Annotated in this window: 14 protein-coding genes; 10 read left to right on the top strand and 4 right to left on the bottom strand. The window is 65.1% G+C overall.

What is annotated here, in order from left to right:
- Positions 1 to 88 precede the first annotated feature (88 nt).
- From APH25_RS04605 to APH25_RS04585, 5 genes are read left to right on the top strand one after another with little or no spacing between them, the layout of a single operon-like run.
- A complete protein-coding gene (locus tag APH25_RS04605; protein WP_028634457.1) occupies positions 89 to 1099 on the top strand; it encodes an ABC transporter substrate-binding protein in 1011 nt (336 codons plus the stop codon).
- Positions 1096 to 2115, top strand: coding sequence for an iron ABC transporter permease (locus APH25_RS04600; protein ID WP_060481213.1), 1020 nt, complete (start codon positions 1096 to 1098; stop codon positions 2113 to 2115). The genes APH25_RS04605 and APH25_RS04600 overlap by 4 nt, the downstream gene beginning before the upstream one ends.
- 5 nt (positions 2116 to 2120) lie before the next feature.
- Positions 2121 to 2900 (top strand): ABC transporter ATP-binding protein, encoded by a 780-nt coding sequence (locus APH25_RS04595; RefSeq protein ID WP_060481259.1) that lies wholly within the window; start codon positions 2121 to 2123, stop codon positions 2898 to 2900.
- A 17-nt stretch (positions 2901 to 2917) separates the two neighbouring features.
- On the top strand, positions 2918 to 3352 hold the full coding sequence (locus APH25_RS04590; RefSeq protein ID WP_060481212.1) for a pseudoazurin: 435 nt from the start codon (positions 2918 to 2920) through the stop codon (positions 3350 to 3352).
- Positions 3349 to 4686, top strand: a complete 1338-nt coding sequence (locus APH25_RS04585; protein WP_060481211.1) for an OprD family porin — start codon at positions 3349 to 3351, stop codon at positions 4684 to 4686. Before APH25_RS04590 ends, APH25_RS04585 begins: the two co-directional genes overlap by 4 nt.
- On the opposite strand, the gene APH25_RS04580 is transcribed toward APH25_RS04585, so the two are convergent.
- Complete coding sequence (locus APH25_RS04580) at positions 4681 to 4953, bottom strand: hypothetical protein (protein WP_060481210.1); 273 nt, start codon at positions 4951 to 4953, stop codon at positions 4681 to 4683. The two genes, APH25_RS04585 and APH25_RS04580, sit on opposite strands and share 6 nt — an antisense overlap.
- 131 nt (positions 4954 to 5084) lie before the next feature.
- Positions 5085 to 5582, bottom strand: coding sequence for a GNAT family N-acetyltransferase (locus tag APH25_RS04575; protein WP_060481209.1), 498 nt, complete (start codon positions 5580 to 5582; stop codon positions 5085 to 5087).
- A gap of 128 nt (positions 5583 to 5710) precedes the next feature.
- On the opposite strand from APH25_RS04575, the gene APH25_RS04570 reads away from it, so the two are divergent.
- The 5 genes from APH25_RS04570 to APH25_RS04550 all read left to right on the top strand — a co-directional run bounded on the left by APH25_RS04570 (position 5711) and on the right by APH25_RS04550 (position 10846).
- Positions 5711 to 6196 carry a hypothetical protein gene (locus APH25_RS04570; protein WP_028634463.1) on the top strand — a complete coding sequence of 162 codons (486 nt, stop codon included), beginning with the start codon at positions 5711 to 5713 and terminating at the stop codon, positions 6194 to 6196.
- Positions 6197 to 6340: 144 nt separating this feature from the next.
- A complete protein-coding gene (locus APH25_RS04565; RefSeq protein ID WP_060481208.1) occupies positions 6341 to 7912 on the top strand; it encodes a sensor domain-containing diguanylate cyclase in 1572 nt (523 codons plus the stop codon).
- A 168-nt stretch (positions 7913 to 8080) separates the two neighbouring features.
- Positions 8081 to 9418 (top strand): MFS transporter, encoded by a 1338-nt coding sequence (locus tag APH25_RS04560; RefSeq protein WP_060481207.1) that lies wholly within the window; start codon positions 8081 to 8083, stop codon positions 9416 to 9418.
- Positions 9419 to 9551: 133 nt separating this feature from the next.
- A complete protein-coding gene (gene aroQ / locus APH25_RS04555) occupies positions 9552 to 10001 on the top strand; it encodes a type II 3-dehydroquinate dehydratase (protein ID WP_060481206.1) in 450 nt (149 codons plus the stop codon).
- Complete coding sequence (locus tag APH25_RS04550) at positions 9998 to 10846, top strand: shikimate dehydrogenase (protein ID WP_028634467.1); 849 nt, start codon at positions 9998 to 10000, stop codon at positions 10844 to 10846. The genes aroQ and APH25_RS04550 overlap by 4 nt, the downstream gene beginning before the upstream one ends.
- A gap of 34 nt (positions 10847 to 10880) precedes the next feature.
- Here APH25_RS04550 and APH25_RS04545 read toward each other — a convergent pair whose 3' ends face one another.
- Together APH25_RS04545 and APH25_RS04540 are read right to left on the bottom strand one after the other, a co-directional pair.
- Positions 10881 to 11441, bottom strand: a complete 561-nt coding sequence (locus tag APH25_RS04545; RefSeq protein WP_060481205.1) for a DUF4174 domain-containing protein — start codon at positions 11439 to 11441, stop codon at positions 10881 to 10883.
- A 224-nt stretch (positions 11442 to 11665) separates the two neighbouring features.
- Positions 11666 to 16129, bottom strand: coding sequence for an NEL-type E3 ubiquitin ligase domain-containing protein (locus APH25_RS04540; protein WP_060481204.1), 4464 nt, complete (start codon positions 16127 to 16129; stop codon positions 11666 to 11668).
- Positions 16130 to 16155 lie beyond the last annotated feature (26 nt).

Here is a 16155-nt window from a genome sequence, read left to right as displayed (position 1 = left end):
TGCGTTTTGCCTTCTGCTACCGGCAGGGGCTCGGCGATGCCTGCCCGCACGTTCCTTCGGTGAACTGCCCGATAGGAGATCGCCCCGCATGCTGCCCCGTATTGCCACCCTGCTCGCCGGCCTGGGCTTTGCCGGCCTGGCCCAGGCTGCCGCTACCCACTACCCGCTGACCCTCGACAACTGTGGCAAGCCGCAGACCTTCGACCACGCGCCGCAGCGGGCCGTGACCATCGGCCAGGCCGGCAGCGAGATGCTCTATGCACTGGGGCTGGGCGACAAGCTGGTGGGCACCTCGCTGTGGTTCAACGACGTGCTGCCTGAGTACCAGGCGCAGAACGCCAAGGTACCGCGCCTGGCCGACAACGACCCCAGCTTCGAAGCGGTGGTGGGCAAGCGCCCGCAACTGGTGGCTACCCAGTTCGAATGGATGATCGGCGCCCAGGGGGTGGTGGGTACCCGGGAACAGTTCGACGAGTTGCGCATACCGACCTATGTGATGCCGTCGGACTGTGAAGGCAAGGACAACCTGGTGGGGGCCGATGGCACGCGCCTGCAGGCCTTTCAGGTAGACAGCATCTACAAAACCGTCAGCCAGCTGGCCGAAATCTTCGATGTGCAAGACCGCGGCACTGCCCTGAACGCCGAGTTGAAAGGCCGGCTGAACAGCGCCCTGGGGCAACTGGCGGGCAAGGACCTGTCGCAGACCTCGGCGCTGTTCTGGTTCTCCAGCGCCGACCTGGACATCGACCCCTACGTGGCCGGCCGCCAGGGCGTGGCCGACTTCATGCTGCGCACCCTGGGGGTACGCAACGTGGTCGAATCCACTGAAGAATGGCCGACCGTAGGCTGGGAAACCCTGGCCAAGGCCAACCCGACCTGGTTGATCGTCGCACGCATGGACCGCCGCCGCTTCCCGGCCGACGATTACCAGAAAAAACTCGAATTCCTGCGTAACGACCCGGTCACCCGCAACATGGATGCGGTGAAAAACGGGCGCATCATTGTGCTGGATGCTGAAGCCATGCAAGCCGGCATCCGCCTGTTCCGTGGCCTGCAAACCCTGGCAACGGCGTTCGCCAGCGGTCACGCAGCCCAGTGACCAGCCGCCTGCCCTTCACCGCCGTGGTGGCCGTGGCCGCCCTGCTGACTGCCTTGCTGGCAGGCACCGCCATTGGTGAAAGCAACCTGTCACCCAGCCTGGTTGGCCAGGTGCTGGCCAACCACCTGTGGCAGGCGGGCTACGCGGTGGACCCGATTGATGCCGGCATCGTCTGGAACTACCGCCTGACCCGCACCCTGGTGGCCGCAGCCTGCGGCGCTGGCCTGGCGACCTGCGGCGTGATTCTCCAGGCCCTGCTGCGCAACCCGCTGGCCGAGCCCTATCTGCTGGGCCTGTCGGCAGGTGCCTCGACCGGCGCAGTGCTGGTCGGCTTGCTGGGCCTGGGCAGCATGGCGTTGAGCATGTCGGCAGGGGCATTCATCGGCGCACTGGCGGCATTCGCCCTGGTGCTGGTACTGGCCCGGGCCGCCAGCCCGGCCGGCAACAACGCCCAGGTCATTCTGGCGGGCATTGCCGGCTCGCAGCTGTTCAACGCCCTCACCGCCTTCCTCATCACCAAGTCGGCCACCGCGGAGCAAGCGCGGGGCATTCTGTTCTGGTTGCTGGGTAACCTGAGCGGTGTGCGATGGCCGTCAGTGTGGCTGGCGGTACCGGTCGCAGTGCTGGGTTTGCTGGTATGCCTGTGGCACCGCCGGGCGCTGGATGCATTCACCTTCGGCGCCGATTCTGCAGCTTCACTGGGCATCCCGGTGCGGCGCACGCAGTTGCTGCTGATCAGCTGCGCGGCACTGGTGACGGCGGTGATGGTATCGATCGTGGGCGCCATTGGTTTCGTCGGCCTGGTCATTCCCCATGCCCTGCGCTTGCTGTTAGGCCCCGGTCACGGGCGCCTGTTGCCCGCCAGCGCACTGGGCGGCGCATTGTTCCTGGTAGCGGCCGACATTCTTTCGCGCACGTTGATTGCCGGGCAGGTCATCCCCGTGGGGGTGGTGACTGCGCTGATCGGCGCGCCGGTATTTGCGTTGATCCTGGTCGCAAGACGGGGGCACTCGTGACCGCCATGGCACCCGCGCACATCGCACCGCTGAGCTGCCAGGGCCTGGGGCTGGACCTGGCCGGCAACACCGTACTGGACACCCTCGACCTGACGGTGCACGCCGGCGAGACCCTGGCTATCGTCGGGCCCAACGGCTCTGGCAAGTCCTCGCTGCTCAAGTTGCTGGCCGGGCTGCGCAAACCCACCCGCGGCAGCGTAAACCTGATGGGCCAACCGTTGGCGCAGGTGCCCAGGCGCCAGATCGCCCAGGCCCTGGCATTGGTGGAGCAACAGGCTGATACGCTCGATGCGATCCGCGTGTTCGATGCCGTTGCCCTGGGCCGCACGCCATGGTTGTCGGCGCTTGCACCGTTCTGCGCAAACGACCGTGCCATCGTCGAACAGGCGTTGGCCGACGTGGATGCCCTGCACCTGCGCGGCCGGCTGTGGGGCGCGTTATCGGGTGGTGAACGCCAGCGCGTGCATATCGCCCGCGCCCTGGCCCAACAGCCGCGCCTGATGCTGCTGGACGAGCCCACCAACCACCTGGATATCCAGCACCAGCTAAGCCTGTTGCACCAGGTGCAAGCCTTGCAGGTCACCACCGTGGTGGCCCTGCATGACCTCAACCAGGCCCTCACCTGCCACCGCGTGGCGGTGCTCGACAAAGGCCGCCTGGTTGCCTTGGGCAAGCCGCTGGAGGTGCTCACGCCCCAGCGCCTGCTCGACACCTTCGGTGTGCATGCCCACTACCTCACCGACCCCTACGACGGCGCGCGCATCCTGCGCTTTCGCGCCCCTTGAACCAGGAAGTTCTGCCCATGTCGTTGCGCTCTGTTGCCTTGCTGCTCGCCAGCGCCCTGCTCGCCCCCACAGCCCTGGCCGAGGTTCACGAAGTAAAAATGCTCAACCGCGGTGAGGCGGGGGCGATGGTCTATGAACCTGATCACCTGCGCATCGCACCGGGCGACACGGTGCGTTTCGTACCCACCCAGAGCGGGCACAACGCTGCGAGCGTGCCGGGTTTGATGCCAGAGGGCTCTACGGCTTTCAAGAGCAAGCTCAACCAGGTGTTCGAGCAGCGCTTTACCGTGCCGGGCTTGTACGGCGTGCAATGCATTCCGCACCTGGCGATGGGCATGGTCATGCTCATTCAGGTCGGTGACTTTACCGAGGCCGCGGTGCCGGCAAGCCTGCCGGCGAGGGCCAAGGCGCGCTTCGGGGCGCAATTGCAACAGCTGGCGGCCGGCCAGTGAGAAGGTTGTCACTGGCGCTGCCACTGGTGGCGATAGCCCCCTGGGTACAGGCCGAAAATGCCCAATCCCAAAGCCAGGGTTTTGTTGAAGGCGCCAGTTGGAGCGTGCTCAACCGCAGCGTGTACGACCAGCGCGACTTCAAGCATGGCGGGCGCAACGGTGCAGCGCGCAATGCCTACAAGCCGCGCAACGCGCGTAACGGCAAGGCGGAAGAATGGGGCTACGGTCTGATGGGTACCTTCCAGTCTGGTTTCACCCAGGGGCTGGTGGGGGTGGGCGTGGATGCCCACGCTTACCTGGGCGTCAAGCTGGACAGCGGCGGCGGCCGGGCGGGCAAAGCGCGCCTGCTGGCCGTGGACAACGACGGGCATCCGCAATCTGATTACAGCCGCGCAGGCGCCGCCGTTAAACTGCGCATTGCCAACACCGTGCTCACCTACGGCGAGCAACGGGTGAAAACGCCGGTGTTCAGTGCCTCCGACAGCCGTTTGCTCCCGGAAACCTTCACCGGGTTCTTCCTGGCCAGTGATGAACTGGAAGCGCTCAGGCTGGTGGCCGGGCATTTCACCGAAGACGCCGACCGCAATGCCTCCAGCCATGGCCGGGGCTTTGCGGTCAATTACTCCAATGGCCGCCAGGGTAACCAGGTCGACCTGGCCGGCGCCATCTTCACGGCCAGCCCTGGCTTCAGCGCCAGCCTGTACACGTCGCGGTATGAAGACACCTGGAACCAGCACTACCTGGGCAGCACCCTGAGCCATGCCCTGGACGAGCAGCGCAGTGTCAGCCTGGACCTCAACCTGTACCGCACCACCGACACCGGCAAGGCACTGTCGGGGCGTATCGACAACACCACCTGGAGCCTGGTTTCGCGCTACAACCAGGGGCCTCACGGCTTGAGCCTGGGCTGGCAGCAGGTGCATGGAGACACACCGTTCGACTACGTCTCGCGGGGCGCCATCTACATCGCCAATGCGGTGCAGATGTCCGACTTCAACGGGCCGAACGAAAAGTCCTGGCAGGCGCGCTACGACCTGGACATGGGTGCCTACGGCATCCCGGGCCTGGCGCTGACGGCGCTGTACGTACGCGGCTTCGGCATCGACGGCACCGGGGTAGACCCGGCAGGTGGCTATGCCTATCTGGGCTACGGCAAGGGCGGCAAGCACTGGGAGCGTGACCTTGAGGCCCGCTATGTGGTGCAGGGCGGCCGGGCCAAGGGCCTCACCTTCTCGGTCCGGCACAACGTGCACCGGGGTAACCAGGCGCAAGCCGAGCTGGATGTCGACCAGCTTCGGCTGGCGGTGGAATGGCCGTTGTCCGGGGGGTTATGACAGGGGTGGCTGGCTGTACGCCAGGTCGGCGAACGCGGCTTCGAGCTCCGCATCGACATGGCCAGCAGCCCTCACGCGGGTCTGCAGGTACTGCCTGACCGTGTTGGGCCAGCGCCCTTCACGGTGCGCCGCATTGATCAGGCTCCGGGCATCCTGCCGGGTGGCACCGCGCCACAGGTCCATCAGCCTGTTCTCAAAATCATCGGAGGTCCACCCCTCCAGGCGTGCTTCGAATTCGTCCAGCAACTTGAGCTTGTACAGGGCCATGTGTGGCATCGTCCTTCTCCCTCTGCAGCGATGAAAAATCCATGTCCTGGGAGGGTAAGCACGGCCTGGCAGGCAAGGAAATGAACGCGTGGATCACTGCCGCCAGGCGTGTGTAGGGCAATTCCGTAGGTTCAGCGCAGGGGCAGTTGCATGTGCGTGGTCTGCCACACCGGGTCTTGTTCAACGTCCACCACGCTGAAACCCTGGCGCTCCCAGAAGCGGATGGCGCCGGGCAGAAATGGATGGGTGTGCAGGTACAGGCAGTCTACCCCTTGCGCCTGAGCCTGCAGACGCAACCTGGCGAACAGCGCGGCTGCCAGGCCGTGCCTGCGGTAGGCCGGCAAGACGAACAGCCGCACCACCTCGACCACCTGCTGGCCGCGGTAGCAGAGCTGGGCAAAGCGGTGATCGTAGGGCAGGTAGCCAATCACGGCCACCAGGCGCCCGCCGTCCCGCGCTTCCAGAAAACAGCCAGCGCCGTCCAGGTACGTGCTGGCGAAGTGCGCCAGGTCATGGGGCAAGGGGGTGCCGGCGAGCATCGGGAACAATTCGCGGCGGGCCGCTTCGACGAACGCCACCACTTCATCAATGGCGTCGCGTGGAACAGGTTGCAGGGTCAGGTCGGGCATGGGGCAGCCACCGGGCAATGGAGGCCAGGTTCTACCCCAGCCGCGCGGCCATGGCAAACGACAAGGCTCGTCGGCGTTGCGCAGACACCGTTATAATCGCCATCCTCACAGCCCGACCAGGCCACGCCATGCCTTGCCTCAACAAGTTGCTGTTGCCCCTGCTGCTGGCCCTCGCCGTTACCGCTTGCGATCAGAAACCCACCCGTGAAGAGCAGATCCTCGCGCGGCTGCCGCTGCAGGAGGCCTATACCCATAACATCGAGCGCATGGCTGCCCTGCTCGCGCGCACCCACCCTCGGTTGACACAGGCAAGCATCGAGCAGGTACTGCGCAAACACCTCACGGTCGAGGACCAGCGCCAGGACCTGTTCCGGCTTTACAGCGAGAAAAACTTCAGCGATGCAGAGTTCGACACGATCGTCACGGCGCTGCAGGACCCGGCCAAGGCACGGGCTCTCGAGGACACGGAGAATGGCCGGCACCTGAGCGAAAAACTCACGTCGCTGATGCGCGACACCGCTGGGGACCCCAATGTGCAAGCCTTGGCCAAACAACGCATGCAGCAGGTGGAAGACGAACTGCGGAGGCTGGACAACGCCAGCCCTGCTGGGTGATAGGCCCGGAAGCGCTAATTGGGGCGCTTTGCGCCCCAACTCACCCGATGGTGGCCATCTTGACGTCAAGCAGTTCCCCAAAGCACCGATAACCTGTAGGGTTATCGCCCTTTTTGCCGCATCTGTTCGCCTTCGAGGTCAGGATTGCCAAACGCCAAGCAAGGAATGCGGCTCGATCTGCGCACACTTATTCTGGTGCTTTGCGCCCTTACCGCGCTGGTGATGCTGTGCGCCAGCTATTTCGCCAGCTACCGGGTGCAGCGTCAGTTGCTGATCGATCACGCCTTGGAAGCCAACCGGGTCTATGCGGCAAAGCTGGCTGCCATCACTGAAACCTATATCCGCAACGCCCTGCAGCAACTGGCATTCAGCGCGGGTGTGCAGCGCCAGCAACTGGCCGACAGCGCTGCGCTACGGGCCGAAACCGACCGGGTGCTGGGCCAGAGCATGGCCTTCAACTCTACCTTCGTGATCGACGCGAACGGTGTACTGCTGTCGGTATCGCCTGCACACCTGCGGCACCTGGTGGGTGGGCGCATGCAGTCCCCCGGTGTAGAAGAAGCCCTGCACGAACGCCGCCCGCTGGTTTCCACCCCCTATGTCTCGGCAGCCAACAACCTGGTCGTGACATTGTCACAACCGATCTTCGGCGCCGATGGCCGTTACCTGGGCTACGTGGCGGGAAGCCTTTACCTGCACGAGCGCAACATCCTCAACAGCCTGCTGGGCGAGCACTTTTACAAGGATGGCTCCTACCTGTACGTGGTCGACAGCCAGCGCCGCCTGCTGTACCACCCCAACCCGCAGCGGGTTGGCACAGTGGTGCAGAGCAACTCGCTGATCAACCAGCTGGGCACCTTGCGCAACGGCACCCGCCAACTGAGCAACAGCCAGGGGGTGGAGATGCTGGCAGGTTTCGCCACCGTGCCAAGTGCCGGCTGGGGCGTGGTGGCGCAGCAGCCCCTGACGCGCACACTGACGCCACTGGGGGACCTCATCCTCAACGTGGTGGGTACATCGGCGCCGTTGGCCCTGGTGGGCTTCCTGCTGCTGTGGTGGCTGGCCCTGATCATCGCGCAGCCGTTGTGGCAACTGGCTGCCGGTGCCCGCACCATGGACAGCCCGGAAACCGCCGAGCACCTGCGCCGGGTGCCAGCCTGGTACTTCGAGGCGGCCGAGCTCAAGCGCGCCCTGCTGTTCGGGCTGAACCTGCTGCAAGAACGCATTGGCCGGCTCAACCGCGACGCCCAGACCGACCCGCTCACAGGCCTTGTCAACCGTCGCGGCCTGGAGTTCAGCCTGGCACTGCTGCAGGCCGAGGGCCGATCGTTCTCGGCCATCGTGTTGGACATCGACCATTTCAAACGGGTCAACGACAACCATGGCCATGAGGTGGGTGACCAGGTGCTGCGGCGCCTGGCAGAGCTGATGCGCAGCTGCTGCCGCGAGGGTGACCTGCTGTGCCGTACCGGCGGCGAGGAATTCCTCATGCTGTTGCCAGGCGCAGGGCTGGAGGTAGCGGCCAACGTGGCCGAGCGCCTGAGGCTGACGGTGCAGGATACTCCCGTGGAACCGGTAGGCGCGGTGACGGTGTCACTGGGAGTAGCGCGTTGGGATGCCAAGGGTGGCAATGAGCCCGCCGACGCGCTAGGTGCGGCTGACCGTGCGCTGTACCAGGCCAAGCAACAGGGGCGCAACCGGGTGGTTCACGCCTGACCACTTGGCGGGTCGCGGCCCCTGCGGTCGTATCAGGTATCCGAACGTCGCCCTCGACAAAGCGGCCTGCGGGCAACGGCGATCTACTGGCAGACACATAAAAATGATGGGGCGGCCCGACCGCCCCACGTTCTTCATGACTGCCAATGGAAACCGGAGAGCACCCGCATGTCCGCAACTCATGAGGTATCCCCCGCCACCCTGCGTCGCGTCATCGCCGCTTCAGCCATCGGCAACTTTGTCGAGTGGTTCGACTTTGCGGTGTATGGCTTTCTCGCCACCCTGATCGCCAGCCAGTTCTTTGCCAGCGAAGATGCCAGCGTGGCCTTGCTCAAGACGTTCGCCGTGTTTGCGGTGGCCTTTGCCCTGCGCCCGCTGGGCGGTATCGTGTTCGGCGCGCTGGGCGACCGCCTTGGGCGCAAGCGCATTCTGTCGTTGACCATCCTGCTGATGGCGGGCTCCACGACGCTCATCGGCCTGCTGCCCACCTACGCCAGCATCGGCCTGGCGGCGCCGGCGCTGCTTACGCTGGCGCGCTGCCTGCAGGGATTTTCTGCCGGTGGCGAGTATGCCGGTGCCTGCGCCTACCTGATGGAGCATGCGCCTGACGACAAGCGTGCGTTCTATGGCAGCTTCGTACCGGTGTCCACTTTCTCCGCCTTTGCCTGCGCCGCGGTGATCGCCTATGGCCTGGAGGCCAGCCTGTCTGCCGAAGCCATGAGCGCCTGGGGCTGGCGTGTCCCCTTCCTGATCGCCGCCCCGTTGGGCCTGGTGGGCCTGTACCTGCGCTGGCGCATGGAAGAAACCCCGGCGTTCCGCGAGGCGCTTGCCCAGGGCACGGTCCACGAGCATTCACCGCTCAAGGACACCTTGCGCCACCATGGCCGCACCATCCGCAACCTGGGTGCGTTCATCTCGCTGACCGCGCTGTCGTTCTACATGTTCACCACGTACTTCGCCACCTACCTGCAACTGGTGGGCAACCTGACCCGCGCCCAGTCGCTGCTGGTCACCACGGTGGCACTGATCTTTGCCGCGGTGGGGTGCCCGCTGGCAGGGGCATTTTCCGACCGTGTGGGGCGGCGCAAGACCATCGGCTTCACCTGCCTGTGGGTGATGGCCTGCGTGTTCCCGGCCTATTGGCTGGCGAGCTCCGGTTCCATGCCCGGGGCACTGCTGGGGGTGATCCTGTTGGCGGTGGGCGCCCTGTGCAGCGGCGTGGTCACGGCAGCGCTGCTGTCCGAGAGCTTCCCCACCCGCACCCGCTATACCGCGTCGGCCATCACCTACAATGTGGCCTACACCCTGTTCGGCGGCACCGCCCCCCTGGTGGCGACGTGGCTGATCGGGCAGACCGGCAGCAGCCTGGCACCGGCCTTCTACCTGGTGGTGATCGCGTTGGTGGCCTTGATTGGCGGGCTGGCGCTGCCAGAAACCTCGCGCATTTCGCTGCATGACGAAGTGCCGACCGACCCGGCAGGCAGCGGTGCGCGTCCCGCGGTTTGAGGCGAGGGGGCCGCAGTGCGGCCCCGGTTCGTTAATCGCACACTTTCGCCAGGCCAGGGCTGGGTGCAATTGACTAAATTAACCGGCTGGTACAAAACTGGAGGCATTCAACAACAACAAAGCGATACTCCCCATGAAGCCCCTCATTCTTGTGCTCAACGGCCCCAACCTGAACATGCTGGGTACCCGCGAACCCTCCCAGTACGGCTACGAGACACTGGCCGACCTGGCGCAGGGCTGTGCCGACACTGCCCAATCATTGAACCTGGACATCGAGTTCCGCCAGACCAACCACGAAGGCGAGCTGATCGACTGGGTGCATGCCGCCCGTGGCCGCTGCGCCGGCATCGTCATCAACCCTGGCGCCTGGACACATACCTCCGTGGCCATCCGCGATGCCCTGGTCGCCAGCGAAGTGCCGGTGATCGAGGTGCACCTGTCCAATGTGCACAAGCGTGAGCCGTTCAGGCACCTGTCGTTCGTTTCATCCATCGCCGTCGGGGTTATCTGCGGCCTGGGCAGCCATGGCTACCGCATGGCCATCAGCCATTTCGGCGCGCTGTTGCAGGAGCGTTCGGCATGAGCCAGCAGGCAATCCTTGCCGGCCTCATCGGCCGTGGCATCCAACTGTCACGCACCCCGGCGCTGCACGAGCACGAGGGGGATGCCCAAGCCTTGCGCTACCTGTATCGCCTGATTGATGCCGACCAGTTGCAGCTGGATGACAGCGCCCTGCCCAGCTTGCTCGATGGCGCGCAGCGCACCGGCTTTACCGGCTTGAACATCACCTACCCCTTCAAACAGTCGATTCTTCCGCTGCTGGATGAGCTGTCCGAGGAAGCCAGGGGCATCGGCGCGGTCAACACCGTTGTGTTCAAGGATGGCAAACGCGTGGGCCACAACACCGACTGCCTGGGCTTCGCCGAGGGCCTGCGCCGGGGCCTGCCAGATGTATCACGGCGGGTGGTGGTGCAGCTGGGGGCTGGCGGCGCGGGCTCGGCGGTGGCACACGCCCTGCTGGCCGAAGGCGTTGGCCAATTGGTGCTGTTCGAAGTGGACGCTGCGCGGGCTCAGGCCCTGGTCGACAACCTCAATGCCCATTTCGGCGCCGAGCGCGCGGTATTGGGGACTGACCTGGCCCCTGCCCTGGCAGACGCAGACGGTTTGGTCAACACCACGCCGGTCGGCATGGCCAAGCTGCCCGGCACCCCATTGCCGGTGGAGCTGTTGCACCCTGAGCTGTGGGTAGCAGAAATCATTTACTTCCCGCTGGAAACCGAATTGCTGCGTGCCGCGAGGGCCATTGGCTGTCGCACGCTCGATGGCAGCAACATGGCCGTATTCCAAGCGGTGAAGGCATTCGAGCTGTTCAGCGGAAAGCAAGCTGACGCCGCACGGATGCAAGCGCATTTCGCCAGCTTTACCTGAAACCAAGGGCTGCCGTGCAGCCCTGGGGTGCGGTTCAATCATCGAGGGGTTTTGGCGGGGCGGCGGGCTTCGCAGGTTTGGCCGGCTTGCCAGGCTTGCTTTCCTTGGCCCCCTCCTGCGGCGCCGCCGCTACCGGTTCTGGCGCCTTCACGGCTTGTTCAGTGGCGGGCAGATCGTCCACCGCCTTGAGAATCACCTGCGGGTCCAGCACGTCACCGGTGTCATCATCCTTGAGCATGTGCCGCTCGCCGTCCTTGCCGACCAGAATCACCTTGGTGCCTTTGCTGGCACCGAGCTTCAACTCGCGGATCAGGGCCATGGTGGTCTGCTGCTCGAGGTTCTTGTCATCACGCTTGCCCATCATCTGAGCCACGCTGAACAACACCAGGCCCCGTTCCTTGAAGGCCGCCTGGGTCGCTGGGTCTTCGAATGCCTTGTTGACCGCCCTCAGGGTCGGGTCGGCACTGCTGGGGGCGATGATGACCAACGGCCTTGCCTTGCCCAGTTCCTTGGCCAGCGGTGCATCGCTGTCTGCAGCGAACAACGGGCTGGCAACGGCGAGCAGGGTGGCGAGGGTCAGTGACCGGACGAGCATGCGCATCTCCTTATTCTCTCGATAAACCAAAGACTACAGATCCTGGAGAAAGATCCGACGCGGGAGCCTAAACCAACTGGGCTGGCAATGGGCCTGCGCAAAAGTAACCTGGCGTTTCTACCCACCACATGCAGATCAGCAAAAGCCCCTAACGCGTGCACCTGAGCATAGCCCAAACCCACGTCGTTGCCCTGCCTGCACAGGTGCAGCACACGCTTTCAACCTCAGTCGACGGCGGTATCCAGGGCATGCCGGGTCAGCTCCAGCATCAGCGCGCGCTCCGCTGCCTGGCGCTGGTCAGCGATGACGGCGGTTTGCTCCAGGCGCTGCATCTCGCTGAGCCCTGGGGCTTCCTGTATGGCCTCCAGGCGTTCATGAAATGGGGCATTCAACGCCTCGAACCGCTCAGGGTAGGCACGGCGCAGGTGGCGGCACCAAAACTCTCGCCCCAGCAACGAAGCGGCCAGTTGCTCCGTGCTTTCAGCCGCCAGCACCCGACTGCGGGCCTGGCTGATGTGCCGCTCGTTAACACCGGCCACTTCGCGAAACGTCATGCCACGGGTGTTGACGGGCAGGTCCAGGTCGTCACGCAACGCCAGGCGATAGGCCAGCGCCACTTCGATCAGATCAGGGTCGGCACCGGAGCGCTGGCGCATCTGCATGTCCTCCATCGCGATGTGGTCCACTTCATCCATGCGCCACAGCTGCCTGCCCAGGTGCAGCAGCATCTGCTGCTGGTCGCCCGCCTGCGCGCTGGCTTCGGCCTGCCACACCAGCAGGCGCAGTTCCAGGTCGCTGAACCGGAGGGCGACACTGTCCTGGCAGGTAAGCTGCTCGGCGTCACTGAACATCGCGTCTCGCAGCTCCGCTGAATCACGCATGGCCTGCAATAGGCCCATGACCCGACAGGCCAGGTATCGCGCGCCAGTGCGGTTCTGGAAGTCGGCGGTTTCCGTCAAGCGCTGCAACAAGTTGAAAAACTGCGCAGCGCCTTGCATAGCCTGCAGCGGCTCCCAACATGCACCCAGTTCCGTGCGCTGGTCCATGCCGATGGCGTCCATCCAGCGCAAGCGGGCCAACGCCCAGGCGCGGGCATCGTCCAGCGAGGCCGCCGACTGCAGCGCCTCCTGCAGCCGCTCGCGCTCGGCGTCGGTCAAGGGGTTGCCACTGAGGTGCACCTCGCCCTGCACCCACAAGGGCGACTCGTAGAAGCCTTCGGGCAATTCGGTGATCTGGTTGTCCCGCAGGTCCAGTACCCTCAGCGAGGTATTTTCCATCAACAGGTAAGGAAGGCTGCGCAGCTGGGTACCGGCCAACCGCAGCTCGTGCAGGTGGATCAGGCCATTGACCGCGAACGGCCTGCCCAGCGGGTTGCGCGACAGGTCGAGAAAGCGCAGGTTGGCGCAACTGGCAAGGATGGTCGCCTGGCCCGGGTCCAGGCTGATGAGGTTGCAAGAAAGGTCGAGTGTCCAGAGGTTTTCCATCTGCAGCAATGCTTGTGGGACTCGCGGCAGACGGTTGTTGGGCATCTCCAGCGACCGCACATTGGAGAATGCCCGCAGAAAGCTTTCGGGCAGCTGGGTGATGTGAGCGTCACGCAGGGTCAGCGAATACACATGGTCGAAGTTGGCCTGTTCAGGCAGCTCCGGGAAGGTTTCGGTGTGAATGCCAATCATGTCCCAACGGTATGCCTGGATCAGGTCGTTGCCATGGGTGCCCTGATCAAGCACGTGCTGCCAGCAGTTCTGCAAGGCCTGCCGAAGCTCACGGCGCCGCTGCCGTTCTGCACGTGTGGTGCCGCGGCTGGTCCACAGGCGCAGCTGAACATTGATCAGCTCGAACTCCTGCTCCACTTGATGCAGGCGTGCCTCCACGCCCCCTGGCGCCTCTTGCGCCTGGGCCAGCCAGGCATCGAGCTGACCATCGGTATAGGTTGGGTAGAGTAACCGCAGCCTGCGATGATAGGGGTTGGGGCGCCGGCTCCTGCGCCCGCTCAACGGGTAGCCAACCCGGCCATCCGGCAGGCGAACCGGCATCCGCCAGGCACCAGGGTCGCTGCTGCCCAGCAATCCCGGCAAGGTCGTGCGGTTGGCTTCCGTGAGCCGCAGCACCCGGGCTTGCAAGTGCTCGGCGAAAGGGGCTTCAAGCTGCAGGGTAGCGAGGTCTGCCTGGTCGCACACGCTGGCCATGACCTGGAACAACTCACCCGCGGGTGCCAGCACCCGGCCTTGTGCATCGAGCACGCTGAACAGGCCATCGTCGTACAGCACGTCCAGCACCCGCTGCCCCGACCGAGTGTCAGCCAGCAGGGCACCCCTCGCCTGGCTGCTGAACAGCCGCCAGCGGATCCCGGCCGAAGCGCCTGCCAGCTGACGCAACATACCGAACGCCAGCCGTGCCACATCAGTGCTCTGGGGGGTATCGAAGTACAGCGCTTCGAGTGCCCGGTCCAGGCGGATCTGCAGCGAGCGTACCCGCGCGGCCTCGGCCAACTGCAGCGGTACACGCCCCGTCAGCCTCAGCCGCGCCAGGTCTGCCTGGCTGGCACGGCGCAACAAGGCTTGCGCAGCGCTGCCATACAAGCGAGGGAAAACACGGCATAACGCCCGGCAGCCCTCGTCATCCGGTTGCGGCAGCGCCTGGTACAAGCGCTGCAGCAATGGCCGCCGTTGCGCGTACACCCAGTTTGCCATCTGTTCCTGCGTGCGCCCTTGCTCGAACGGGGGCGCAATCACGTCGTCAAACCACTGTAGGTCGTCGGCAGGCCCACCAGCACGCAGCTGCGCAACCAGCCCGCGCAAACGTTGCTCAAGCCCTGCCCGTAGCGCTGTATCGATCAGACCGGGGGCACAGGCATCCGCGCTCAGGTGCAATGCTCGCAGCTGTGCATCGTCCAGGCCGTGAACAGCCAGCACGTGGTCGATAGCGCTGTCGTCCAGTTCGGCCATCGGGCCGCCAAGGCGCCGGAACAGGTAGCGTGTACCTTGCCAGTCCATGGGCGACTCGCTCCACAGCCGCCAGGCACCGGCCCCATTGTGTTGCAGCAAAGGGCCATACCCGTCACGGGGCAGCAGTTGCCACTGCCCATCGGTGGGGCGTTGCCGCACGCGGTACGTCTGCCCGTCCATGCGTATCCAGGCATGCGCGTCGGTGCGGCTGACGCCTTGGGCATCAGTGACGGCATGCGCAGGTGGTTGTTCGCTATGAAAAGGGGCAAGGTCCCCCGCCCACAAGCGCTTGCCGCCGCCCTGGACGTTGGCCTGGACCAGGCTGTCTACCCAAGCGGAGCGCTTCCAGGCCTGGCGCACCACGTGCACGCCGGCAGCGCCGGCCGCCACCAGTGCCAGGTCGGTGGCCACGTGGTCGAGGTGCTCCAAAGCCTGCTCGGCCTCACCCTCATGCCAGGCGTCCAGGGCATAGAAGGCCTCTTGCAACAGGCTCCACACCGTCACAGCCAACAGCACAGCACCGATGCCCGGCACCCACAGGCTGGCCAGCCCCAGCAATGTCCAGCCCTCAGCCGCAAGGCGCTGCTCGTGAGCCTGCTCGCGTTCGCGGTCCAGTTGCTGGACGGGCGGTAGCAATGTGGCTGCATCGGATTGGATCTGCGCGATGCGGGCGAGCGCAAGGCTCTCGAACAGCGGCCCGGGCAACGGATAGGCGCGGGGGTACAGGTCGGCGGTGGCCCATGCCGGGATATCGTGATAGAAGCGGGTGGCCAACTTGGCGAAGAACACCTGGCTGTCACGACGGCGCACGAAACGGGCGAAGAATTGCTGGTAGGGCTTTTCGCGCAGACGGGCGTTCAGCACCTTGCGGGCAAACCGCGCCAGGTTTTCTGCAGCACTCCAGGCGCCCTTCGGGTCGCCAGGGATGTACACCAGTACCCGCCGGCTGGACGTATAGAACGGTGCCAGAGACTCGTCTCGCACGTCCAACACCACAATCTGCTGCAACGGGCAGCCCAGCACTTCGAGGTTTTTCGCAACCACGCGATCGCCTTGCAGGGGCCCCAACCGGCCATCACGCCAAAGGTTGATCAGCAAACCCAGTTCCGCCTCGGTCAATACGCCACGCGCACGGGCCTTGAATGCGTCGATCAGCATCTCGTGCCGGGTCAGTTCCCCCAGCACCGCAACCATGGCCGCGGGGGCAAGGTGGGCCTGCAGATGCGCCTGATAGCGCGCTCCAAGGTCCAGCTCGCGAACCAGGCGGGCGAACTGGGCAGCGTGAGGTTCACGCAAACGCTGCCCTGCCCCGTCGTGCAATCCGGCCCCGGGCGCAAGGATGCCTGGCGTGGCTTCGTCAGCGGTGAAATTGCGCAGCACAGCTTCCAGCAGCGGGATCTGGTAATACACCCGTTGGGTCAGCGGCACGCGAATCGGAGCGTAAGTCAGCAAGGGCACCTGGTAGGCATTGCGAAACCACAATTGATCCACTGGCTCACTCACCCCATGGCGCTGGGCGAGGGCCGCTTGCAGCAGGGGGGTGACGAAGTGATCGATGCCCTCGATAGCCGCCCAGCGCACACTGAGCCGCTGCCGGCAGGCCAGGCTGCTGCGCAGCGCTTGGCATACGACGGGCATGTGCTGATGGCTGACAGCCTTGAGCCAGGTGGGCAGTTGCGCGGCGAGAAGCCGGTCCTGGCCCGCTTGCTCGAGCAGGTTGGGTTGAGTGGTGGTGTCCATCCGGTGCTCCCGCAATGTCGATACGG

Origin of the sequence: Pseudomonas sp. NBRC 111119 (genome assembly GCF_001320125.1) — a bacterium.
GTDB lineage: Bacteria > Pseudomonadota > Gammaproteobacteria > Pseudomonadales > Pseudomonadaceae > Aquipseudomonas > Aquipseudomonas parafulva.
Note: the sequence above shows the minus strand (reverse complement) of the source record. Positions and strands in the feature narration are given on the sequence as shown.